The 20,970-nt window shown below is 72.1% G+C and carries 18 protein-coding genes and 1 pseudogene; 9 read left to right on the top strand and 10 right to left on the bottom strand.

The features are described 5' to 3' along the window. Nucleotides 1-104: 104 nt before the first annotated feature. Nucleotides 105-1,535, top strand: coding sequence for a cytosine permease (locus SSP24_RS22750; protein WP_141311541.1), 1,431 nt, complete (start codon nucleotides 105-107; stop codon nucleotides 1,533-1,535). Here SSP24_RS22750 and SSP24_RS22745 read toward each other — a convergent pair whose 3' ends face one another. The 5 genes from SSP24_RS22745 to SSP24_RS22725 all read right to left on the bottom strand — a co-directional run bounded on the left by SSP24_RS22745 (nucleotide 1,536) and on the right by SSP24_RS22725 (nucleotide 8,078). Then, nucleotides 1,536-4,541, bottom strand: coding sequence for a SpoIIE family protein phosphatase (locus SSP24_RS22745; RefSeq protein WP_141311540.1), 3,006 nt, complete (start codon nucleotides 4,539-4,541; stop codon nucleotides 1,536-1,538). It lies immediately after the preceding gene. A 164-nt stretch (nucleotides 4,542-4,705) separates the two neighbouring features. After that, on the bottom strand, nucleotides 4,706-5,794 hold the full coding sequence (locus SSP24_RS22740) for a branched-chain amino acid aminotransferase (RefSeq protein WP_141311539.1): 1,089 nt from the start codon (nucleotides 5,792-5,794) through the stop codon (nucleotides 4,706-4,708). 250 nt (nucleotides 5,795-6,044) lie between these two features. Then, nucleotides 6,045-7,088: a 3-isopropylmalate dehydrogenase gene (locus SSP24_RS22735; RefSeq protein WP_141311538.1), complete on the bottom strand. Its 1,044-nt coding sequence runs from the start codon at nucleotides 7,086-7,088 to the stop codon at nucleotides 6,045-6,047. A 58-nt stretch (nucleotides 7,089-7,146) separates the two neighbouring features. Further along, complete coding sequence (locus SSP24_RS44950; RefSeq protein ID WP_015493350.1) at nucleotides 7,147-7,278, bottom strand: hypothetical protein; 132 nt, start codon at nucleotides 7,276-7,278, stop codon at nucleotides 7,147-7,149. Nucleotides 7,279-7,526: 248 nt separating this feature from the next. Then, nucleotides 7,527-8,078 carry a GNAT family N-acetyltransferase gene (locus tag SSP24_RS22725; protein ID WP_141311537.1) on the bottom strand — a complete coding sequence of 184 codons (552 nt, stop codon included), beginning with the start codon at nucleotides 8,076-8,078 and terminating at the stop codon, nucleotides 7,527-7,529. A 65-nt stretch (nucleotides 8,079-8,143) separates the two neighbouring features. Between SSP24_RS22725 and SSP24_RS22720 the strand changes: the two genes are divergently transcribed. After that, complete coding sequence (locus SSP24_RS22720) at nucleotides 8,144-8,740, top strand: GNAT family N-acetyltransferase (RefSeq protein ID WP_141311536.1); 597 nt, start codon at nucleotides 8,144-8,146, stop codon at nucleotides 8,738-8,740. On the opposite strand, the gene SSP24_RS22715 is transcribed toward SSP24_RS22720, so the two are convergent. The 3 genes from SSP24_RS22715 to SSP24_RS22705 form a co-directional block, all read right to left on the bottom strand. Next, a complete protein-coding gene (locus tag SSP24_RS22715) occupies nucleotides 8,639-9,514 on the bottom strand; it encodes an alpha/beta fold hydrolase (RefSeq protein ID WP_141311535.1) in 876 nt (291 codons plus the stop codon). The two genes, SSP24_RS22720 and SSP24_RS22715, sit on opposite strands and share 102 nt — an antisense overlap. A gap of 88 nt (nucleotides 9,515-9,602) precedes the next feature. Further along, nucleotides 9,603-11,234, bottom strand: coding sequence for an L-glutamate gamma-semialdehyde dehydrogenase (gene pruA / locus SSP24_RS22710; RefSeq protein WP_141311534.1), 1,632 nt, complete (start codon nucleotides 11,232-11,234; stop codon nucleotides 9,603-9,605). A gap of 37 nt (nucleotides 11,235-11,271) precedes the next feature. Then, the gene (locus SSP24_RS22705; RefSeq protein WP_141311533.1) at nucleotides 11,272-12,198 is read right to left on the bottom strand and encodes a proline dehydrogenase family protein; all 927 of its coding nucleotides are present in this window, start codon (nucleotides 12,196-12,198) and stop codon (nucleotides 11,272-11,274) included. A 164-nt stretch (nucleotides 12,199-12,362) separates the two neighbouring features. On the opposite strand from SSP24_RS22705, the gene SSP24_RS22700 reads away from it, so the two are divergent. Continuing rightward, a complete protein-coding gene (locus SSP24_RS22700; RefSeq protein WP_174864692.1) occupies nucleotides 12,363-13,541 on the top strand; it encodes a PucR family transcriptional regulator in 1,179 nt (392 codons plus the stop codon). A 58-nt stretch (nucleotides 13,542-13,599) separates the two neighbouring features. On the opposite strand, the pseudogene SSP24_RS22695 reads toward SSP24_RS22700, so the two are convergent. Next, a pseudogene (locus tag SSP24_RS22695) lies at nucleotides 13,600-13,728 on the bottom strand (AraC family transcriptional regulator); the annotation flags it as partial. Between SSP24_RS22695 and SSP24_RS44945 the strand changes: the two are divergent. From SSP24_RS44945 to SSP24_RS22675, 5 genes are all read left to right on the top strand, one after another. After that, a complete protein-coding gene (locus tag SSP24_RS44945) occupies nucleotides 13,694-13,822 on the top strand; it encodes a hypothetical protein (protein WP_268255103.1) in 129 nt (42 codons plus the stop codon). The pseudogene SSP24_RS22695 and the gene SSP24_RS44945 overlap by 35 nt on opposite strands. Nucleotides 13,823-13,891: 69 nt before the next feature. After that, entirely contained in the window at nucleotides 13,892-15,382 is a 1,491-nt protein-coding gene (locus SSP24_RS22690; protein WP_141311532.1) for an ABC transporter substrate-binding protein, read from the top strand. Next, nucleotides 15,379-17,124, top strand: coding sequence for an ABC transporter permease subunit (locus SSP24_RS22685; protein ID WP_141311531.1), 1,746 nt, complete (start codon nucleotides 15,379-15,381; stop codon nucleotides 17,122-17,124). Before SSP24_RS22690 ends, SSP24_RS22685 begins: the two co-directional genes overlap by 4 nt. Then, nucleotides 17,114-18,067 carry an ABC transporter ATP-binding protein gene (locus tag SSP24_RS22680; protein ID WP_141311530.1) on the top strand — a complete coding sequence of 318 codons (954 nt, stop codon included), beginning with the start codon at nucleotides 17,114-17,116 and terminating at the stop codon, nucleotides 18,065-18,067. The genes SSP24_RS22685 and SSP24_RS22680 overlap by 11 nt, the downstream gene beginning before the upstream one ends. Continuing rightward, on the top strand, nucleotides 18,064-18,741 hold the full coding sequence (locus SSP24_RS22675) for an ATP-binding cassette domain-containing protein (protein WP_141311529.1): 678 nt from the start codon (nucleotides 18,064-18,066) through the stop codon (nucleotides 18,739-18,741). Before SSP24_RS22680 ends, SSP24_RS22675 begins: the two co-directional genes overlap by 4 nt. Here SSP24_RS22675 and SSP24_RS22670 read toward each other — a convergent pair. After that, nucleotides 18,728-19,312: a TetR/AcrR family transcriptional regulator gene (locus SSP24_RS22670; RefSeq protein ID WP_141311528.1), complete on the bottom strand. Its 585-nt coding sequence runs from the start codon at nucleotides 19,310-19,312 to the stop codon at nucleotides 18,728-18,730. The two genes, SSP24_RS22675 and SSP24_RS22670, sit on opposite strands and share 14 nt — an antisense overlap. 84 nt (nucleotides 19,313-19,396) lie before the next feature. On the opposite strand from SSP24_RS22670, the gene SSP24_RS22665 reads away from it, so the two are divergent. Continuing rightward, the gene (locus SSP24_RS22665) at nucleotides 19,397-20,920 is read left to right on the top strand and encodes an MFS transporter (RefSeq protein WP_141311527.1); all 1,524 of its coding nucleotides are present in this window, start codon (nucleotides 19,397-19,399) and stop codon (nucleotides 20,918-20,920) included. The last annotated feature ends 50 nt before the right edge of the window (nucleotides 20,921-20,970 follow it).

Raw genomic sequence — 20,970 nt, 5'->3', positions numbered from 1 at the left:
CTTTAGAGCGCAACTCTAAACGTTGAATTGCCGCAACCAAAGGGTTGACGACAGGAGTCCGAACACCTCAGATTGAACGTCACTCTAACTGAGGGAGCCCAACCATGCCGATGGAACAGCGCGGAGTCGACACCATCCCCGACGAGGAACGCACCAGCACACCGCGCGACCTCGTCTCGATCCTGCTCGGCTCCAACCTCTGCCTCGGAGTGATCGTCTTCGGGTGGCTGCCGCCGTCCTTCGGGCTGGACTGGTGGGGGTCGGTGAGCGCGATCGTCGTCGGTACGGTCGTCGGGACCCTCTTCACCGCCCCGCTCGCTCTGGTCTCCCTGCGCACCGCCACCAACCTGTCGACGTCCTCCGGCGCCCAGTTCGGGGTGCGCGGGCGGCTGGTCGGCTCGATCGTCGGGCTGCTGCTCGCCCTCGGCTACACCGCGCTGACCGTGTGGATCGGCGGCGACGTCACGGTGCGCGTGCTGGAGCGCCTCTTCGGACTGCCGGCGAGCGGGCTGTCGTACGGCCTGGTCTACGCGCTGCTCGCGGCCGCCACCGTCGCGGGCGCGGTCTACGGCTACCGCGTGCTGCTCGCCATGTCCCGCGTCCTCGCCTTCGCCATGACCGGGCTGCTGGTTCTCGGTCTCGTCGCCTACGCCCCCGACTTCACGACCGGCGCGCTCCCGGAGGCGGGCGGCTATCTGCTCGGCGGCTTCTGGCCGACGTGGGTGCTGGCCACGGTGGCCGCCGGGCTGTCCGGCCCGATCGCCTTCATCACGCTCCTCGGCGACTACACCCGCTACATCTCACCGGCCCGCCACTCCTCCCGCCGGGTGCTGCGCGCGACCTGGCTGGGCCTGATGCTCGGGCTGCTGGTCCCGCAACTCTTCGGCACCTTCACGGCGTACGCCGCCCGCGCGGCCCTTGACTACGCCGGGCCGCTGGTCACGGCCTCCCCGACCTGGTACCTGATCCCGCTCCTGCTGGCCGCCTCCGCCGGTTCGGTCGGCAACGCCGGGCTCATGCTCTACTCCATGGGCCTCGACCTGGACGCCATCCTGCCGCGCGCCTCCCGCGCCCGGGCCACCTGCGCGGTCGCCGTCGTCGCCACCGCCTGTGTCTTCGTCGGGCACTTCGCCTGGGAGGCGCAGGCCGCGATGACGTCCTTCGTGCTGCTGCTGACGGCGATCGGCACGCCGTGGGCGGTGATCACGCTGATCGGCTTCGTCCGCTGCGGCGGTGTGTACGACGCGGAGGCGCTCCAGGTCTACAACCGGCGTGCGCGGGGCGGGGCGTACTGGTACCGGGGGGGCTGGAACGTTGCGGCCAGCGTGTCCTGGGCGCTGGGCGCTTTCGTCGGCGTGCTGGCGGTGTCCCTGCCGTCGTACGAGGGGCCGCTGCTGGCCCTGACCGGCGGGGTGGACGTGAGTTTCCTGCTGTCGGGAGCGGTGGGCGCTCTGGCGTATCTGCTGATCCCGGTCCGCGCGAGGGCCGCCGTGGAAGGGGACTCCGGGGCGGCCCGGGCGACTGCCGAGGTGTAGTCAAATGGCGGGTGACGTCAGGGACTGCTCCGTCCAGATGATCTTGCCGTTCGTGGTGTAGCGGGTGCCCCAGCGCTCGGTCAGCTGGGCGACGAGGAAGAGCCCGCGTCCGCCCTCGTCCTCCGTGCGGGCGCGGCGCAGCCGGGGCGAGGTGCTGCTGCCGTCGGAGACCTCGCAGATCAGCGCGCGGTCGCGGAGCAGCCGCAGCTGGACCGGGCCGGTGGCGTGGCGGATGGCGTTGGTGACCAGTTCGCTGGCGACGAGTTCCGTGGTGAAGGCCAGGTCGTCCAGGCCCCAGGCGGACAGCTGGTCGGTGACCGCGGCGCGGGACCGGGAGACGGCCGCCGGGTCGCTGGGCACCTCCCACTGTGCGACCTGCTCGGGCCCCAGGGCGTGGGTGCGGGCGACGAGCAGGGCCACGTCGTCGCTGGGCCGGACCGGCAGCAGCGCGTCCAGGACCGCCTCGCAGGTGTCCTCGGGCGTCCGGTCGGCCCGGGCCAGTACGGCGCCGAGCTTCTGCAGGCCCGAGTCCACGTCCCGGTACCGGTCCTCGATCAGGCCATCGGTGTACAGCACGAGCTGGCTGCCCTCGGCCAGTTCCAGTTCGACGGTCTCGAAGGGCAGCCCGCCGAGCCCGAGCGGCGGTGCCGAGGGCAGGTCGACGAACTCGACCGTGCCGTCGGGGCCGACCACCGCGGGCAGCGGGTGCCCGGCGCGGGTCAGGGTGCAGTGCCGGGACACCGGGTCGTAGACCGCGTACAGGCAGGTGGCTCCGACGATGCCGGAGTCCGGCTGGGTGCTCTCCACCGCCCAGCCCTCGCCCCGGTCGAGTCGGCCGACCAGGTCGTCGAGGTGGGTCAGGAGGTCGTCGGGCGGCAGGTCCAGCGAACAGAAGTTGTGGACGGCGGTGCGCAGCCGACCCATGGTGGCGGCGGCGTGCAGGCCGTGGCCGACCACGTCACCGACGACCAGCGCGACCCGGGCGCCGGACAGCGGGATCACGTCGAACCAGTCGCCGCCCACGCCTGCCTGGGCGGGCAGATAGCGGTAGGCGACGTCGACGGCGCTCTGCTCGGGCCGGCCGCGCGGCAGCAGGCTGCGCTGCAGGGCGAGGGCGGTGTTGTGCTCGCGCGTGTACCGGCGGGCGTTGTCGATGCAGATGGCCGCGCGGCCGGCCAGCTCCTGCGCCAGGGACAGGTCGTCCTCCTCGAAGGGGGCGGGCTTCTCGGAGCGGTAGAAGCTCACGACGCCGAGGGTCGCGCCCCGCGCCCGGAGCGGCACGGTGATCAGGGAGTGAATGCCGGCCGCGAGCACCCGTTCGAGCCGCGGCGGGTCCTGGGCGCGCCAGCCGTAGGCCTCGCCGAGGACGGGTTCGAGCACGGACTGCCTGCTCTCCAGACTGCGGACCTGCGGTGTGGACGGCACGTACCGGACCGGGTCGCCGACGCGGTAGAGGTGGGACTCCTCGTGTACGGCACCCAGGGAGACCCTGCGCAGCGGGGTGTCCGCTCCGAGGGGGCCGGGCTCGTCACCGTGCAGGACGGAGTCGGGAAGGTCGACGGCGGTGAAGTCGGCGAAGCGGGGGACGGTCACCTCCGCCAGCTCGTCGGCCGTGCGGGTGACGTCGAGCGTGGTGCCGATCCGGACGCTCGCGTCGTGCAGCAGCTCCAGGCGCTTGCGGGCCAGGACGGCCAGCCGGCCGACGCCGAGCTCGCCGACCAGCACGAGCCGGCCGACGTCGCCGTCGTCCCGGTCGGTCACGGCGGCCCGGCCCGGTTCCGGGGCGGCCTCGGTGACGGGCGGGCGGGCCACGGTCGGCGTGGCGGTCGGCGTCGGCAGGGCCGCGAGGAGTGCCTCGGCCACGGACCTCGGGCGGGTCGGAGCACCCGTGGGCGCCGCCTCGGGCACCGACCGCGGCTCGGTCGGCGGGCCCGTGGGCACCACCTCGGCCACCGACCTCGGCCGGGCCGACGGGCCCGTAGGCGCCGCCTCGGCCACCGACCTCGGCCGGGTCGGCGGGCGCGTCGACACACCCGTCGCCGCCTCGGTCGCCGTGGCCGGTCCGGTCATGCGCAGTCGCGGGCCGCCGAGAATGCGGGCCTCGACGACCACGCCCGTCACGCCCGCCGCCCCCATGACCGGGCGGCGCAGCAGAGTGGCTGTCCGGCCGTCGGACAGCGGCACTTCGTCGAGGGTGCGCTGCGGCGAGGCGATGAGTTCCTCCGCCTTCTCCCGCATGACCGCGAGGTCCAGCCGGCCGAGGCCACCGACGTCGGGAGCACCCCAGGGGGGCGCCGCCCGGACCGCGGGCTGCTGCGGCCATCGGTCGGTGTCGCGGCCCGCTCGCCGGTACGCGGCGAGCAGGGCCCGTTCCCGCTGCGTGGACTGCTCCAGCAACCGCGCCTCGATGCCGCGGGCGGCCTCGCGCACCAGCCGCAGCATGGTCGGGTCGTTGTCGTCGCGCAGGCAGGTGAGGTCGAGGACCGCCTCGATGCGCCCGCTGAGTGGGTCGCGCACCGGCGCGCCCGCGCAGGCGAAGGGCTGCAGGCAGTCGGCGAAGTGTTCCCGGCCGATCACGAAGACGGGACCGCGCTCGGCCAGCGCCGTGCCGACGCCGTTGGTGCCCACGACCCGTTCGGAGGCGTCGAAGCCCGGGGCGAACCGCACCTCGTCGAGGCGGTCGCGCAGCTGCCGGTCACCGCCGAGGCGCTGGACCATACGGCCCTGCGCGTCACAGAGCGCGATCGCCATGCCCACGTCGGCGAGCGCGGCGGCCAGATCCTTCAGGACCGGTTCGGCGGCGCGCAGGAAACGGTCCTCCAGCGCCAGGTCCGGGGCGTAGGGAATCACCAGCTGGTGCGGCTCGAGCCCCGCGGACCTGCTGCGCTTCCAGGAGTTCAGCACCGTGTCGCGGACCGCGGAGTCGACGAGCGTACCGGCCAGAAACCGTTCGTGGGCATCGACGAGCCCGCCGATGTCGTCCCAAGCGACGGACAACGGGATCACTTCCTCACCCGCAGGTCGCTCCGGGCGCGCACCGCCGTTCGGCACGCACCCCGGCGTGACCTTCGGGCCCATTCACCCTATGCCCGTTGTGATTCGGATCACAACAAGATAACGGCGCCGAACCGTGCCTGGTGAGGCGCGGTTCGGCACCACCGGCGGGGGGCTCAGCCCAGCTGGTGCATCCAGCCGTGCTTGTCCTCGGCCGTGCCCCGCTGGATGTCGAGAAGGGCCTGGCGCAGGCGGAGGGTGACCTCGCCGGGCTCGCCGTCGCCCTGCTTCCACTCCGCGTCGGCGCGCTTGACCGTGCCGACCGGCGTGATCACGGCGGCCGTACCGCAGGCGAAGACCTCGGTGAGGCGGCCGTTCTCCGAGTCGCGCTGCCACTGGTCGACGGAGACGCGGCCCTCCTCGGCCTCGTAGCCGAGGTCGCGGGCGACGGCGAGGAGGCTGTCGCGGGTGACGCCCTCCAGGATGGAGCCGGTGAGGGTCGGCGTGACAATCTTGTCGCCGTACACGAAGTACAGGTTCATGCCGCCGAGTTCCTCGACCCACTTGTGCTCGACGGCGTCGAGGTAGCAGACCTGGTCGCAGCCCTGCTTGGCCGCTTCCGCCTGGGCGAGCAAGGAGGCGGCGTAGTTGCCGCCGGTCTTGGCGTCGCCCATGCCGCCGGGGACGGCGCGGACGCGGTCCTCGGAGACCCAGATGGAGACCGGCTTGACGCCGCCCGGGAAGTAGGCGCCGGCCGGGGAGGCGATGACGAGGAAGAGGTACTCGCCCGCGGGCTTCACACCCAGCCCGACCTCGGTGGCGATCATGAAGGGGCGCAGGTAGAGGGACTCCTCGCCGCCGTGCGCCGGGACCCATGCCTGGTCCTGCTTGACCAGCGCGTCACAGGCCTCGATGAACGTCTCGACCGGCAGCTCGGGCATCGCCAGCCGACGGGCGGAGCGCTGGAAGCGCAGGGCGTTCTGGTCCGGGCGGAAGGTGGCGACCGAACCGTCGGGCTGCCGGTAGGCCTTGAGGCCTTCGAAGATCTCCTGCGCGTAGTGCAGGACCATGGTGGCCGGGTCGAGGGAGATCGGCGCGTACGGGACGAGCTGTCCGTCGTGCCAGCCGCGGCCCTCGGTCCACTTGATGGTGACCATGTGGTCGGTGAAGTGGCGGCCGAAGCCGGGGCTGGCGAGGATCGCCTCCCGCTCCGCGTCGGAGAGCGGATTGGCGGAGGGCTTGAGCTCGATCGTGGGCGTCGTCATGAGTGGTTGTCCTTCACCGGTTGTAGTGACGGGCCGCCGCTCACGCCCGTACTGCCACTGGCCAGTGCTAGGACGTCCGAGCATTCCCTCAGTCCGCGGCTCCGCGTTCGATTATCGCGCGCGGGTTGCCGTGGACGAAAAACGGCGTGAAATGCGACCCAGGGGATGATGGTCGCACCCGGCGGAGACAGAGAAAAGCCGCCGGGCGCGGATTGCGACCCGGCGGCCTTGTGAAGTGCGGCGCGGCGGGTCAGCCGGCTACTCGTACGGCGAGTGCGTCGCCGATCTCGGAGGTGCTGCGGGCCGGGTTGCCGACTCGCTCGGCGAGGTCGGCGGCGACGGCCTCCTCGATCCGGGTCGCCTCGGCCTCGTGGCCGAGGTGGCGCAGCAGCAGGGCGACGGACAGGACCGTGGCGGTGGGGTCGGCCTTGGCCTGGCCGGCGATGTCGGGCGCCGAGCCGTGCACGGGCTCGAACATCGAGGGGAACTCGCCGGACGGGTTGATGTTCCCGCTCGCGGCGACGCCGATGCCGCCGGAGACGGCCGCGGCGAGGTCGGTGATGATGTCGCCGAAGAGGTTGTCGGTGACGATGACGTCGAACCGCTCGGGCTGGGTGACCAGGTAGATGGTCGCCGCGTCGACGTGCATGTACTCGGTGGTGACCTCGGGGTACTCCGCGGCCACCTTGTTGAAGATGTTGGTCCACAGGTGACCCGCGAAGGTCAGCACGTTGTTCTTGTGGATCAGCGCGAGCTTCTTGCGCGGGCGGGCCTGGGCGCGGGCGAAGGCGTCACGGACGACGCGCTCGACACCGAAGGCCGTGTTGACGGACACCTCGGTGGCGACCTCGTGCTCGGTGCCCTTGCGGATGGTGCCGCCGTTGCCGGTGTACGGGCCCTCGGTGCCCTCGCGGACCACGACGAAGTCGATGGACGGCTCGCCCTTCAAAGGCGTGTCCACACCCGGGAGCAGCTTCGACGGACGCAGGTTGACGTGGTGGTCGAAGGCGAAGCGGAGCTTGAGCAGGAAGCCGCGCTCCAGGACGCCGGAGGGGACGCTCGGGTCGCCGATCGCGCCAAGCAGGATGGCGTCGTGCTTCTTGAGGGCGTCGAGGTCGGCGTCGGTGAGGGTCTCACCGGTGGCGTGGTAGCGCCGGGCTCCGAAGTCGTACTCCTTTGTCTCCAGCTTCACATCCTGCGGGAGGGCGGCGGAGAGGACCTTCAGGCCTTCGGTCACGACCTCCTGGCCGATGCCGTCACCGGGGATCACTGCGAGATTGATGCTGCGAGACATGCGGGCACCCTACTCCTCGTCCCATGGGATGACACACGCTGTCCGCGATACGGACGGCTCAGTGGCCGGTCTCGCCGCCGTTGTCGCGGCGGTCGAGGGCGCGCTGGAGGGCTGCGGCGGCGTTCTTGCGGTCGGACTCGCTCGTACGGGAGACGTGACGGACTCGGCGGCGGACGGTCGTCTCGGCCATGGGAAATCGACTCCTTCGACAGCGTGGAGTACGGCAGGGGGTTTCGAGACGCCGGGTGGGGCGGGGAGCGGTGCCGCAGGGGTTGCCTGCACGGGGCCCGGCTCACGACCGCCATTCGCTGGATCGAGCGAGACGTTCGGCTCCTACAAAGCTAAGCGAGGACGGAGCGTCTGTCCCCACAATTACTCGGACTTCCTACTATCTGAGACGGCGGAGTGCGTCACACGACCGTGACCTGCGGGTTTCCGCTAGAGCACATCACCGTCGCGCCAGTCGAAGACCAGCTCGTCGGCGGGATCGGCCACCCCGTCGGGGGCGGGCCACACGTACGTGGATCCCTCCTCCTCGGGCAGCCGGATCACCCCGTCCGGGCCGAGCGCGCAGACGCGTCCGCCCCACGCCTGCCAGCCCCGGGCCTCGTACAGGCGGGCGCCGTCGTCGCTGGCGGACAGGGCGCCGAAGGCGTACGCCCGGCTGATGATCCCCTCCAGGGCGTCCATGACCCGCCCGCCGTGCCCGGTGCGCCGCGCATCGTGCCGTACGGCGACCCCTTCGACGTACCCGATCCGCAGCCACCGCCGCCCGTAGCGCACGCGGCGCATCACGACCGCCCCGTGTGCGGCGAGGCCGCGCTCGTCGTGCACCAGGGCGTGCATGCCGCCCAGCGTGTGGTCCCAGTCGGTGTCGCCGAAGTCGCCGTCGAAGGCGTCGTGGAGAAAGCGCCGGACGGTGAGCAGTTCGTCGGGGGCGAGGTCGGCGGTGTGGGCGGTCCGGGCAGGGCGTGCGGTCCGGGTGGTCATGGGGACAAGTATCGCGGGGCCACAATCCAGTGGCTCCCCCTCCGTACGCCCGTTACGTTGGCCCGATGCCCCGACTGCGCACCAACCGCCTGCTGCTCCGCGAGTGGCGGGAGTCCGACCTCGTACCCTGGGCCGCGCTCAACGCGGACCCGGAGGTCCGCCGGTACCTGCCCGGCACGCCCACCCGCGAGCAGTGCGACGCGGCCGTGGCCCGATTCCAGGCCGCTCTGGAGCAGCGGGGCTGGGGCTTCTGGGCCGTGAAGGTGCGCGGCACGGGCGAGTTCATCGGGTTCACCGGCCTGGACCCGGTCGAGGAGGGGCAGCCGTTCACCGGCGTGGAGGCCGGCTGGCGGCTGGCCCGTGCCGCTTGGGGCCACGGCTACGCCACGGAGGCGGCCCGGGCCGTGCTGGACTTCGGCTTCGCGGAACTGGATCTGCCGGAGATCCTCGCCGTCACGGCGACCGGCAACGACCGTTCGCGGGCCGTGATGCGCCGCCTGGGCATGACCTACGACCCGGCCGACGACTTCGAGGACCCCACCCTCCCCGAGGGCAGTCCGCTACGCCCAAGCGTCATGTACCGCCTGCCGAAAGCCCTGTGGGTCCTCGAACCAGGGCAGATGACCGGCGTCCGGGAGGGTCACGCGACGGACGTGGGGTAGCGCCCGCTCCAGGGAGTCGACGGCGGAGCGGGGGCGGATGTCGTGGGCGCCGTCGAGGATGAGGGTCGGGATGGCGAGGGCCTGGCAGGCCCGGTGGACGTCGGCGGCGCGCTTGACCTCGGCGTTCAGGGACGTGTTGCACTCGGCGTTGACGCCGAACCACGGGTCGGCCATGCGGCGGGCGTACGCCATGCCGCGTTCGGGATCCGCGAACTCGGCGGACCATTGAAGGAGCGCCCGTTCGCGTTCCTCCTCCTCGGTCAGCTGCGCGCGGCCCTTCAACTCATGCCAGCGGGCGAGGTGTTCGGGGTTCCGGCCGAGGCGGGCGAGGAGGTTCTGCTCGTAAGCGGGGTGCCAGTCGGTGTACGGTCCGATGCCCGTACCGGCGACGTAGACCAGCGCGTTCACGCGGCCGGGGTGGGCGAGGGCGTAGGCGAGCGCCAGCCGTGCGCCCCAGGAGTGGCCCAGCAGGGTGATGCGCCGTAGGCCGAAGTGGCGGCGTACGGCGTCCAGGTCCGCCACGAAGCGGTCGGTGGTCCAGGGCCCCGCGCACCGCTCGGAGCGGCCGCAGCCCCGCTGGTCCCAGCGGATCACCGTGGCCAGGTCGGCCAGCATGGCGGCGACGTCCTCGAACATGTCCCACAGGCCCGGTCCGCCGTGGCACAGCAGCAGCGGCTCCACGCCCCGGCCCGACCGGGACGCCCACAGCCGTACCCCGTCGTCGGCCGTGACGGTCACGGACTCGGTCTCACTCTCACTTCCCGTCCAGATCATGAGGGCAGTCTGCCCGGGCCGGACGCGCACGGGCCAGGGCACCTTCCGGAGGGGAGGTGCCCTGGCCCGATGGGGGTGTGACGGAGCGTCAGCCCATGTGCGGGTAGGTGTAGTCGGTCGGCGCGACCAGCGTCTCCTTGATCGCGCGGGTCAGGGTCCAGCGCATCAGGTTCTGCGGGGCGCCCGCCTTGTCGTTGGTGCCGGACGCGCGGCCGCCGCCGAAGGGCTGCTGGCCGACGACGGCGCCGGTCGACTTGTCGTTGATGTAGAAGTTGCCGGCCGCGTAACGCAGCTTGTCGGCGGTGTACGCCGCCGCCGCACGGTCGCCCGCGATGACCGAGCCGGTCAGCGCGTAGTCCGACACCGACTCCATCTGCGTCAGCATCTCCTCGTACTGGTCGTCCTCGTAGACGTGCACGGCGAGGATCGGGCCGAAGTACTCGGTGGTGAAGACCTCGTTCTCCGCGTCGGTGCACTCGATGACCGTCGGGCGGACGAAGTAGCCGACCGAGTCCTCGTACGAGCCGCCCGCGACGATCGTGCAGCTCGGGTCGGACTTCGCGCGGTCGATCGCGGCCTTGTTCTTGGCGAAGGCGCGGTCGTCGATCACGGCGCCGATGAAGTTCGACAGGTCGGTGACGTCACCCATGGTGAGGTAGTCGACCTCGGCGGCGAACTCCTCCTTGAAGCCGGAGTTCCAGATGGACGCCGGGATGTACGCCCGGGAGGTGGCGCTGCACTTCTGGCCCTGGTACTCGAAGGCACCGCGGGTCAGCGCGGTCTTCAGCACCGCGCGGTCGGCCGACGGGTGGGCGACCAGGAAGTCCTTGCCGCCGGTCTCGCCGACGATGCGCGGGTAGGCGCGGTACTTGTCGATGTTGGCGCCGACCGTCTTCCACAGGTACTTGAAGGTCTTGGTCGAGCCGGTGAAGTGGATGCCGGCGAGGTCGCGGTGCTCCAGGGCGACCTTGGAGACCTCGATGCCGTCGCCGGTGACGAGGTTGATGACGCCCTTGGGCAGACCGGCCTCCTCCAGCAGCTGCATCAGCAGCACGGCGGCGTGGGTCTGCGTCGGGCTCGGCTTCCAGACGACCACGTTGCCCATGAGCGCGGGCGCGGTGGGCAGGTTGCCCGCGATGGCCGTGAAGTTGAACGGCGTGATCGCGTAGACGAAGCCCTCCAGCGGGCGGTGGTCGAGGCGGTTCCAGACGCCCGGGGAGTTGGCCGGGGGCTGCTCGGCCAGGATCTGGCGGGCGTAAGCGACGTTGAAGCGCCAGAAGTCGATCAGCTCGCAGGGGGTGTCGATCTCGGCCTGCTGGGCGGTCTTGGACTGGCCGAGCATGGTGGAGGCGGCCAGGGTCTCGCGCCACGGGCCGGCCAGCAGCTCGGCGGCGCGCAGGATGATCGCCGCGCGGTCGTCGAAGGACATCGCGCGCCAGGCCGGGGCGGCGGCGAGGGCGGCGTCGATGGCGTCCTGCGCGTCCTGCTGGGTGGCGTTGCGGTACGTGCCGAGCACGGCCTTGTGGTTGTGCGGCTGGACGACCTTGAACTCCTCGCCGCCGCCCATCCGCTTCTCACCGCCGATGGTGCAGGGCAGGTCGATGGGGTTCTCGGCCAGCTCCTTGAGCTTGACCTCCAGCCGGGCGCGCTCGGGCGAGCCGGGGGCGTAGCCGTGCACCGGCTCGTTGACGGGGGTGGGGACCTGGGTCACAGCGTCCATGTTTTCCGTAACTCCTTAGTGAGCGGGTGTTTCGGGTTCAGCCCTTGGTGACCATGGAACGGAGGAAGAAGCGCAGGTTGGCGGGCTTCTCCGCGAGCCTGCGCATGAAGTAGCCGTACCAGTCGGTGCCGTACGCGGTGTAGACGCGCATGCGGTGACCTTCGGCGGCGAGCCGCAGGTGCTCCTCGCTCCGGATGCCGTACAGCATCTGGAACTCGTACTCGTTCAGCTTGCGCCCGGCGCGCCGGGCGAGCTCCTGGGCGATGGAGATCAGGCGCGGGTCGTGGGACCCGATCATCGGGTACCCCTCACCCTCCATCAGGGTGCGCAGGACCCGGACGTACGCCTTGTCGATCTCGTGCTTCTGCTGGTAGGCGACCTCGGCGGGCTCCTTGTAGGCGCCTTTGACGAGGCGGACGCGGCTGCCGTTCGCGGCGAGGCGGCGGGCGTCGGCCTCGGTGCGGAAGAGGTAGGCCTGGATGACGCAGCCGGTCTGCGGGAAGTCCTTCCGCAGCTCGTCGTGGATGGCGAACATCGAGTCGAGGGTGGTGTGGTCCTCCGCGTCCAGCGTGACCGTCGTACCGATCTCGGCGGCGGCCTCGACGACCGGACGGACATTGGCGAGCGCCAGCTCGTGGCCGCCCTCCAGCGCCTGGCCGAACATCGACAGCTTCACCGACATCTCGACGCGCTCGCCCAGCTCCAGCGGCTTGAGCCGGTCGATGAGCTCCAGGTAGGCGTCCCGGGCGGCGTAGGCCTGCTCACGGGTGGTGATGTCCTCGCCGACGACGTCCATCGTCAGCTCCAGGCCCCGGCCGGTGAGGTCCTCGATGATCGGGACGACGTCGTCCACCCGCTCGCCCGGAATGAAGCGGTCGACGACCTGTTTCGTCCCCGGTGCCGCCGTCATCAGGCGTCGCATCCGGTCGCTGCGCGACGCGGCGAGAATCACGGGACCCAGCACGGGGCACCTCCAGAACACAACCAACATAAGGCCGATACCCGACGATTCGGGAACGGCACGGAGAACCACCGTGAAACCTAGGGATCGCTCCGATCGTCGGCCATCGACAGCTGTCACGCATCCGTGCCGCAGATCTCAGACAGATGTATGAAGGCCCTCGGAAAATGGGAGAGAATGCCCGGGTGACGGCGGATTACCGGGGCGACTACCAGGAGCTGGTCGACGAGATCTCCGAGCTCCTGGGCGCCCCCGCGACCCTGGAGAACCGCGACTTCGAGCTGATCGCCTTCGGCGCCTACGACAGCGAGGGCGACCTCGATCCGTCGGCCCTGGACCCGGTCCGCACCCGCTCGATCCTGACCCGCCGCTCCACGGCCGCGGTCCGCGCCTGGTTCGAGAGCTTCGGCATCACCCGGGCGACGGGCCCGGTGCGGATCCCGCGCACCCCGGAGGCGGGGGTGCACCGGGGCCGTATCTGTCTTCCGGTACGGCATCGGGGGGTCGTCCTCGGTTACGTGTGGCTGCTCGACGGCGAGCCCGGGCCCACGGACGCCCAGCTGGCCGCCGCCATGGAGGTGACCGGCCGGATCGGCGCGCTGCTCGCCGACGAGGCGCAGGCGGGCGCCGACCTGACCCGGGAGTTCCGGGCGGTGCTGACGGCGGAGCGCGGCTGGCAGCGCGACATGGCGGTGGCCGCCCTGCGCACGGCGCTCGGGCCGCGCGGTGAGGGCCCGCACGTGGTGGTGTGCGTGGCGCCGTGGCCGTCCGCGGACCCGGAGGACGCCCCGTCGGCCCGGGCGGTGCCGCACACGACGGCCCTGTGCACGATCCCGTGGGGTACGACCAGCCAGAGCCTGGCGGTGCTGGTCCGGCTGCGCTCCACGGACGTACGCACTCCGGCGCTGACGGCGGCGGCCCGGCTGCTGAAGGAGGGCGCCCGGGCCGGCGTGGGCGACCCGCTGACCGGCCTCGCCGACCTCGGCACGGCCTGGCAGGAGGCGACGGCCGCGGCCCGCGCGGCGCTGGCCGAGCCAGGCCTCGGCCCGGTGGCCGAGTGGTCCCGCATCGGCCCGTACCGCCTCCTGACCGCCCTCCCCCCGGAGACGGCCCACGACCCCGCCGTCGCCCCGCTCCTCTCCCCCACCCACCACGAGCTCGCCCGCACGGCGGAGGTCTACCTGGACTGCGCGGGCCAGGCCGCCCGCACCGCCGCCGAACTGGGCATCCACCGACAGACGCTGTACTACCGCCTGTCCCGGGTGGAACAACTGACGGGCCTGGACCTGGACGACGGGGAGGACCGTCTGCTGCTGCACATGGCGTTGAAGGGGGCGCGGCTGTGAGCGCCGCACTCCCTCATACCGCGCTCCTTCATGCCGCGCTTCCCCATGCCGCGGCCCCTTATGCCGCGGCCCCGGTCCCCCGGAACGTCGCCCGGTAGGCGCTCGGCGAGGTGCCCACCGCGGCGTGGAAGTGCTGGCGCAGATTGGCGGCCGTGCCCAGACCCACTCGTGCGGCCACCTGGTCCACCGACGTGCCTCCGATCATGGAGCTGAGCGCCATCTGCCTGGTGGCCGCCCTGCTCGCCCTGGTGGTCGACCGCACCACAACGAGGGGACGATGAAAACGATTGTCATCATGCTAAGGTCGTCGAACGATCAACCTTTGACCTTGCCCTTACCCGGAGTGTCCCGTGCGCCTCCCCGCCCGCCTTGTGTCCCTCACCGCGGTCACCGCGGCCTCCGCCCTGCTCACCGGCTGCTTCGCAAGCACCGGTACCGACGGTGACGCCGGCGAGGGCAAGCGCATCCGCGTCGCCCATATGCAGCCGCCCCGCTCGGGCCTGTCCCCGCTCTCCGACGACGCGTTCAAACTGTCCCGCTGGTCGACCGCCGAGACGCTGGTGAAGCTGGACGCGGACGGGAACGCCGTGCCCGCGCTGGCCACCGAGTGGGAGCAGTCCGGGCGGAGTTGGACGTTCACCCTCCGCGACGACGTCACCTTCCACGACGGCACCGAGCTCACCGCCCAGGCCGTCGTCAACTCCCTCACCAAGGCCGCCGCGGCCTCCCCCAAGCCCCGCATCCTCGACGGCGTCGAGCTGACCGCGAAGGCCGACGGGGACAACCGGGTCACCGTCACCACCGCCGCCGAGGACCCCCTCGTACCGCAGCGGCTCAGCTCCCCCCAGCTGTCGATCCTCGCCGCCAAGGCCTACCAGGGGAAGACGGTGAACCCCGTCGGCGCCGGCACCGGCCCCTTCGAGCTGACCAAGGTCAACGGCACCACCTCCGCCACCCTCGACCGCTACGACGCCTACTGGGGCGGCAAGGCCAAGGCCCCCGGAATCGACGTGAAGTTCGTGCCGGACGGCACCGCCCGCGCCGCCGCCCTGCGCAGCGGCGAGGCCGACATCGTCGAGGCGATACCGGTGTCGCAGGCCGCGCTGCTGGACGAGGAGCTGATCACCGAGGTCCCGATGCCGCGCACCAACACCCTGTACCTCAACACCGACAACGGCGTCTTCAAGGACGCCTCGCTGCGCGCCGCCGTCCGCGAGGCGATCGACGCCGAGTCGATCGTCAAGGGCGTGTACGAGTCCCGCGCCGACGTCGCCGAGGGGCTGCTCGGCCCGGCGCTGCCGTGGGCGGCCGACCTGCGTTCGGACGTGCAGCGGGCCAAGGCCGGGAAGGCGGACGGCCAGACCGTCACCATCGGCACCTTCACCGACCGCGCCGAGCTGCCCGAGGTCGCGGCGGCGCTGCAACAGCAGCTCCAGAAGGCCGGGTTCAAGGTGAAGCTGGACGTGCGCGAGTACGCCAACATCGAATCCGACGCGCTGGCGGGCGAGTTCGACGCGTTCATCCTCTCCCGCGCGACCGTCCTCGACTCCGGCGACCCGGCAGCGTACCTCTACAGCGACTTCGCCTCCGACGGCTCCTTCAACATCTCCCAGCTCGCCGACCCGACGGTCGACAAGGCCCTGAAGAAGGCCGGCGAGACCAACGTCGGTGACGCGCGCCGCAAGGCGATCGTCGAGGCCGAGGCCGCCGTGCTCGGCACCGACGCCGCGATCCCGATGCTGCACGAGCGCGTGATCCAGGGCGACGCCGCCGGGGTCGTCGACGCCGCCCACGACCCGCGCGAGCGGGAGCTGGTCACGGTCGACACGTACGTCAAGTGAAGCCCACCGCCGCGGGGTTCACCCGCGCCCTGTGTCTCGTCGTGGTCGTCGCCGCCGTCGGCCTGCTGCCCTGGCTCTCCGGCCGCGACCCCGCGCTGACCGTCCTGCGCGCCCGCTCCGCCGAGCAGGAGCCGACCAGGGAGGCCCTGGACGCCGTACGCCGGGACCTCGGTCTGGACGCCGGTCCGCTCGCCCTGCTGGGGCAGTGGGCCGGTGGCCTGCTGCGCGGTGACCTCGGCACCTCGTGGGTGTCGGGCACGGAGGTCCTGCCGTCCGTCGTCGCCGGGCTCCAGGTGTCGCTCGGGCTGATGGGCGTGGCGCTGGCGGTGGCGGTGCTGCTGGCCGCCGCGCTGGTGGCGCCGGTGCTGGTACGGGGGCGGGGGTCGGGCGGCGGATTCGCCGCGATGCTGGCCGCCGTACCCGAGTTCCTGCTGGCCACCGTCGCGTTGCTGGTGTGCGGGGTGTGGCTGGGGTGGCTGCCGACGTCCGGCTGGCAGGGGCCGCAGAACATGGTCCTGCCCGCGCTCGCGCTCGGCGTCCCGGCGGGCGGTCTGCTCGGCCGGCTGGTCGCGGACGCGCTGCCCGCCGTGCTCGACGAGCGGTGGGTGGAGCTGTGGCGGGGTGCGGGAGTCAGCCGCATGCTGATCTCGGCGGCTGCCCTGAAGCGCGTACTTCCGCCGTTGGTACCGCAGTTCGGGATGGCGGCGGTCGGGCTGACCGGGGGCGCGGTCGCGGTGGAGACCGTCTTCGCGGTGCCGGGCATCGGCCGTACGGCGCTGGGCGCGGCCAAGTCGCAGGATCTGCCGCTGCTCCAGGGCTCGGTGCTGGCGCTGCTGCTGCTCGGCCTGGCCACGGGGGCGGTCGCCGCTCTCGTGCGGCGCCGACTGCTGGGCCCGGCCCTGCGTGACGCCGGGCTCGCCCTGCCTCCGGCCCGACCGGTCCGTACACACTGGGCGGTGCCGTTGACCCTGTTCACAGTCCTCGCCATGACCATCGGCTGGGGCCTGCTGCGCGACCCGTACGCCGTGAACACCGCGGCCCGCCTCGCCGCCCCCTCCCTGACCCACCCGCTGGGCACCGACGCCCTGGGCCGCGACGTCCTCGCCCGCCTCGGGCACGGCGCCGCCTCGACCGTCGGCACGGCGGCCGCGGTATGCCTGCTGTCCCTGCTGGTGGGGCTGGCCCTCGGCTTCCTCCCCGGCATCGCGGCCGGCGCCGCCGACATCGCCAACGCCCTGCCCCCGGTCATCGTCGGCATCCTGGTCGCCGCGGCCGCCGGACCCGGCACCGGCGGCGCGGCCGTCGCCGTCGCGCTGATCTCCTGGCCACCGCTGGCCGCCCACGCGGCGGCGCTGGTGCAGGAGGTGCGGGCGTCGGCGTTCCTCACCGCCCAGCGGGCCATCGGGGCGACACCGTGGTGGATCCTCACCCGGCACGTCCTGCCGTCCGTCGCCGCACCCGTCGCCCGGCACGCCCTGCTGCGCCTGCCCGGCATCGCCCTCGCGCTGGCCTCCCTCGGCTTCCTGGGCCTCGGCGCCCAGCCGCCCGCCCCGGAATGGGGCCTGCTCCTCGACGAGTCCCGCGCCTACGTGGAACGCGCCCCCTGGGCCGCCCTCGCCCCGGCCGTGGCCCTGGCCCTGCTGGCGGCGCTGGCGGTGACGGGTGCCACGTACACCCGACGAGCACGCAGGCTCACGCCCGCAGCGAAGCCCGTGGGGAAGGAGACCCCCGTTGCCGTCTGAAGCACTGCTCTCGGTACGCGATCTGCGCATCGCCTTCCACGATGTCGAGGCCGTCCGCGGCCTCTCCTTCGACGTCCGCCCGCGCGAAGTCCTCGCCCTCGTCGGCGAGTCGGGCGCGGGCAAGTCCCTCACCGCCCGGGCACTGCTCGGCATGCTGCCGCGGGACGCCACGACGAGCGGCACGATCCGGCCGGACCTCTCGGCGGACCGCGGCCGCCGGATCACCCTCGTCCCGCAGGACGCCCTCTCCGCCCTCTCCCCCGTGCACCCCGTCGGCGACCAACTCGCCGCCGCCGTACGATCCGTGCGCCGCGTGACCCGCAAGGAGGCCCGCGCCCTCGCCGTCGCCGCGCTCGACCGGGTCGGCATCCCGGACGCCGCCCGCAAGGCCCGGTCGTACCCGCACGAGTACTCCGGCGGCATGCGGCAGCGCGCCGTCATCGCCATGGCGACGATCAACGAACCCGACGTCGTCGTGGCCGACGAACCCACCACCGCACTCGACGCCGAGCGCCAGGAGCAGGTCCTGCGGCTGCTCGGCGAGCAGCGTGAGGCGGTCGGCGCCGCGCTCGTGCTGGTCACGCACGACATGGAGGCGGTACGGGCGCACGCGGACCGGGTCCTGGTGATGTACGCCGGCCGCCAGAGCGAACTCGGCCCGGCGGCGGACGTACTGACCCGCCCCCGCGCCCCCTACACGGCGGGCCTGCTGGCCTCGCTCCCCCAGTACGCCCGCGGCCGCCGCCTGCCCACCCTCCCCGGCACCCCTCCGGCCCCCGGCGCCCTCCCCCCGGGCTGCGCCTTCGCCCCGCGCTGCCCGCTCGCCACCGACCGCTGCCGCACCGAGGAGCCCCAGCCGCGCCCGCTGGACGGCCGTACCGTCTCCTGCCATCGCGCGGAGGACGTCACGATCGAGCTGTTCCAGGAGGTGCAACCCGCATGACCCCGCTCCTCGATGTACGTGAACTAGTGGTCCGCTACGGCGACTTCACCGCCGTGGACCGGGTCTCCTTCCCGGTCGGCGCGGGCGAGACCCTCGCCCTGAACGGCCCGTCCGGCTGCGGCAAGTCCTCCACGGCCCTGGCCGTACTCCAGCTGCGGCGTCCGGACGCCGGTGAAGTCCTCTTCGAGGGGCGGGAGTTGACCACCCTCACCGAACGCGAGCTGCGCCCGATCCGCCCGCGCATGCAGCCCGTCTTCCAGGACCCGTACGGGTCGTTGAGCCCTCGCCACCGCATCCGCGACGCGGTGGCGGAACCGCTGAAGGTGCAGGGCCGCTGGAACGACACCGACGGCCCCACCCGCGTGGCCGAACTCCTCGACCGGGTGGGCCTGGACCCGTCGTACGGCGACCGCCACCCGCACGAACTCTCCGGCGGCCAGTGCCAACGCGCCGGAATCGCCCGGGCGTTGGCGTCCGAGCCGCGCCTGCTGGTGCTGGACGAGCCGGTCTCCGCCCTCGACCCCTCCGTCCGGGCCGGCGTGCTGAACCTGCTCGCCGACCTCCAGGACGACCTCGGCCTCGGCTATCTGTTCATCTGCCACGACCGGGCGGTCGTACGGCATTTCGCGGACCGGGCGATCGAGATGCGCGAGGGGCGGGTCACTTCCGGGTAGCGGCCTCGATCACCTGGCGAAGGCCTTCGGTGAGCTCCTCCGCGCTGGGTGCGGTCTTGGGGTCGAAAGTCCACTGGGCGATGAGTCCGGTCATCAACGTCAGATAGAACTTGCCGAGGGTGTCCACGGTCTCGTCCCGGACGTCCTCCTCCCGCCCGCCCATGAGCAGCGGGATGATCCCGCGCCCGGCCTCCAGCTGGGCACGCGACAGATGGTCGCGCACCTCGGGCAGCTGATCACCCATGGAGATGACCTCCACACTGAGGCGCCACATCGAACCGGGCCCCCGCATCGTCCCGATGATGTTCGACCACACCTCCTGGAACCGCTCGATCGAGCCGGGCTCGGCGCTGATCCCGGAGGACCCCTCGCCCTCGAAGGCGTCGCCCATCTCCTCGACCAGAGAGACGTACGCCTGGGCGAGGAGGGCGTCCTTGGAGCCGTAGTGATAGCCGATGGACGCCAGGTTGGTCCCCGACTCCTTGACGATGTCGCGCGCGGTCGTGCGGGCGAAGCCCCTGGCGAGCAGGCAGCGCTTGGCGCCTTCGAGCAGATCCTCACGGTGTCCCATGACGTCATCGTAGCGCGGCTCATATACACCCGTCTTAAACAAGCGTTCTAGACAAGCGTTTAGGACGCCCGTACAGTCACCGCCATGACGACGAACCCGACCAACACCCGCGCCGGACGCCGCGAATGGACCGCGCTCGGCGTGCTGATGCTTCCGCTGCTGCTGGTCTCGATGGACGTCTCGGTCCTCTACTTCGCCATCCCGGCGATCAGCGCGGACCTGGAGCCGAGCGGCACCCAGCAGCTGTGGATCTTCGACATCTACGCCTTCGTACTGGCCGGTCTGCTGATGACGATGGGCTCGCTGGGCGACCGCATCGGCCACCGCAAGCTGCTCCTCATCGGCGCAGCGGCCTTCGGTGCGGCCTCTCTGGCGGCGGCGTACGCCAACAGCGCCGAGATGCTGATCGCGGCGCGCGCGGTCCTCGGCATCGGCGGCGCGACCCTGATGCCGTCGACGATGGCCCTGCTCCGCACGATGTTCACCGACCCGGCCCAGCGCGCGAAAGCGATCGGGATGTGGTCCGGCGTGATGACGGCCGGGATCGCGCTCGGCTCGGTGATGAGCGGGGTGCTGGTGGAGTACTTCTGGTGGGGCTCGGTCTTCCTGGTCAACCTGCCCGCGATGGCGCTGCTGCTCGCCCTCGGCCCGGCGCTGCTCCCCGAGTACAGGAACCCTGCGTCCGCCCGCTTCGACTGGCTGAGCGTCCCGCTGTCGATGGCGGCGGTGCTCCCCGTGATCTACGGCCTGAAGGAGATCCCCTCCGAGGGCTGGAACGTCCGCTACGTCGTCTCGATCACCGTCGGCCTGCTGTTCGCGGCCCTGTTCGTCCACCGCCAGCGCACGGCCGCCGCACCGATGATCTCCCCGGCCCTGTTCCGCGGACGGGGCTTCGCCCCCTCGGTGGGCCTCAACCTCGTCTGCATGTTCGGGGTGATGGGCTCGTCCTACTTCACCACGCAGTACCTGCAGTCGGTGCTCGGCAAGGGCGCACTGGAAGCGGCCCTGTGGGCGCTGCTGCCCTCGCTGCCGATCGGGGCGGCGGGGCCGATCGCGACCCAGCTGGTGCAGAAGGGCGTCAACCGCGCCCACGTCGTCACCGTGGGCTTCGCGATCGCCGCTTCCGGCTTCGGACTGCTGGCCCTGGCCGGTACGGACTCGATGTGGCTGGTGCTGACCGCGTGCGCGGTCATCGCCGTCGGAGGCGTCACCGTCATGTCCCAGATCATGGACCTCGCCATGGGCACGGCTCCGGTGGAGCGGGCGGGCTCCGCGTCCTCGTTGATGGAGACCGGCGGAGAGTTCGGCGGGGCGCTGGGCATGGCGGTGCTCGGCTCGATCGGTACGGCGATCTACAGCCATGAGATCCCGGCGTCGGCCCCGGACGCGGCGCGCGAGACCCTGGGCGGCGCGCTGGCGGTCGCCGATCAGGTACCGGGGCTGGCCACGGCCGCACGGGAGGCGTTCACCAGCGGCATGCAGGGGGCGGCGATCGCGGGAGCGGTGCTGCTGACGGGGGCGGCGGCGCTGGCGGCGGTCACGCTACGGCGGATACGGACACACGAAAACGCCGAACGGGCCGATCAACTCAGCCCGTCCGGCGTTTGAGGAGGCCCGTTCAGGGCCGAAGCGGGGTCTGGGGGCGGCAGCCCCCAGGC

Source organism: Streptomyces spinoverrucosus (assembly GCF_006539505.1).
GTDB lineage: Bacteria > Actinomycetota > Actinomycetes > Streptomycetales > Streptomycetaceae > Streptomyces > Streptomyces spinoverrucosus.
The sequence above is the reverse complement of the archived record's forward strand: the minus strand, read 5'-3'. Positions and strand labels throughout refer to the sequence as shown.

Bases quoted from the DNA above. Each gene is read 5' to 3' on its own strand.
- SSP24_RS22715 (WP_141311535.1), bottom strand. From the start codon at position 9,514: ATGATCTGGACGGGAAGTGAGAGTGAGACCGAGTCCGTGACCGTCACG.
- pruA (WP_141311534.1), bottom strand. From the start codon at position 11,234: ATGGACGCTGTGACCCAGGTCCCCACCCCCGTCAACGAGCCGGTGCAC.
- SSP24_RS22665 (WP_141311527.1), top strand. From the start codon at position 19,397: ATGACGACGAACCCGACCAACACCCGCGCCGGACGCCGCGAATGGACC.
- SSP24_RS22725 (WP_141311537.1), bottom strand. From the start codon at position 8,078: ATGACCACCCGGACCGCACGCCCTGCCCGGACCGCCCACACCGCCGAC.
- SSP24_RS22700 (WP_174864692.1), top strand. From the start codon at position 12,363: ATGGGAGAGAATGCCCGGGTGACGGCGGATTACCGGGGCGACTACCAG.
- SSP24_RS22675 (WP_141311529.1), top strand. From the start codon at position 18,064: ATGACCCCGCTCCTCGATGTACGTGAACTAGTGGTCCGCTACGGCGAC.
- SSP24_RS22750 (WP_141311541.1), top strand. From the start codon at position 105: ATGCCGATGGAACAGCGCGGAGTCGACACCATCCCCGACGAGGAACGC.
- SSP24_RS22735 (WP_141311538.1), bottom strand. From the start codon at position 7,088: ATGTCTCGCAGCATCAATCTCGCAGTGATCCCCGGTGACGGCATCGGC.
- SSP24_RS22740 (WP_141311539.1), bottom strand. From the start codon at position 5,794: ATGACGACGCCCACGATCGAGCTCAAGCCCTCCGCCAATCCGCTCTCC.
- SSP24_RS44950 (WP_015493350.1), bottom strand. From the start codon at position 7,278: ATGGCCGAGACGACCGTCCGCCGCCGAGTCCGTCACGTCTCCCGTACG.
- SSP24_RS22670 (WP_141311528.1), bottom strand. From the start codon at position 19,312: ATGGGACACCGTGAGGATCTGCTCGAAGGCGCCAAGCGCTGCCTGCTC.
- SSP24_RS22720 (WP_141311536.1), top strand. From the start codon at position 8,144: ATGCCCCGACTGCGCACCAACCGCCTGCTGCTCCGCGAGTGGCGGGAG.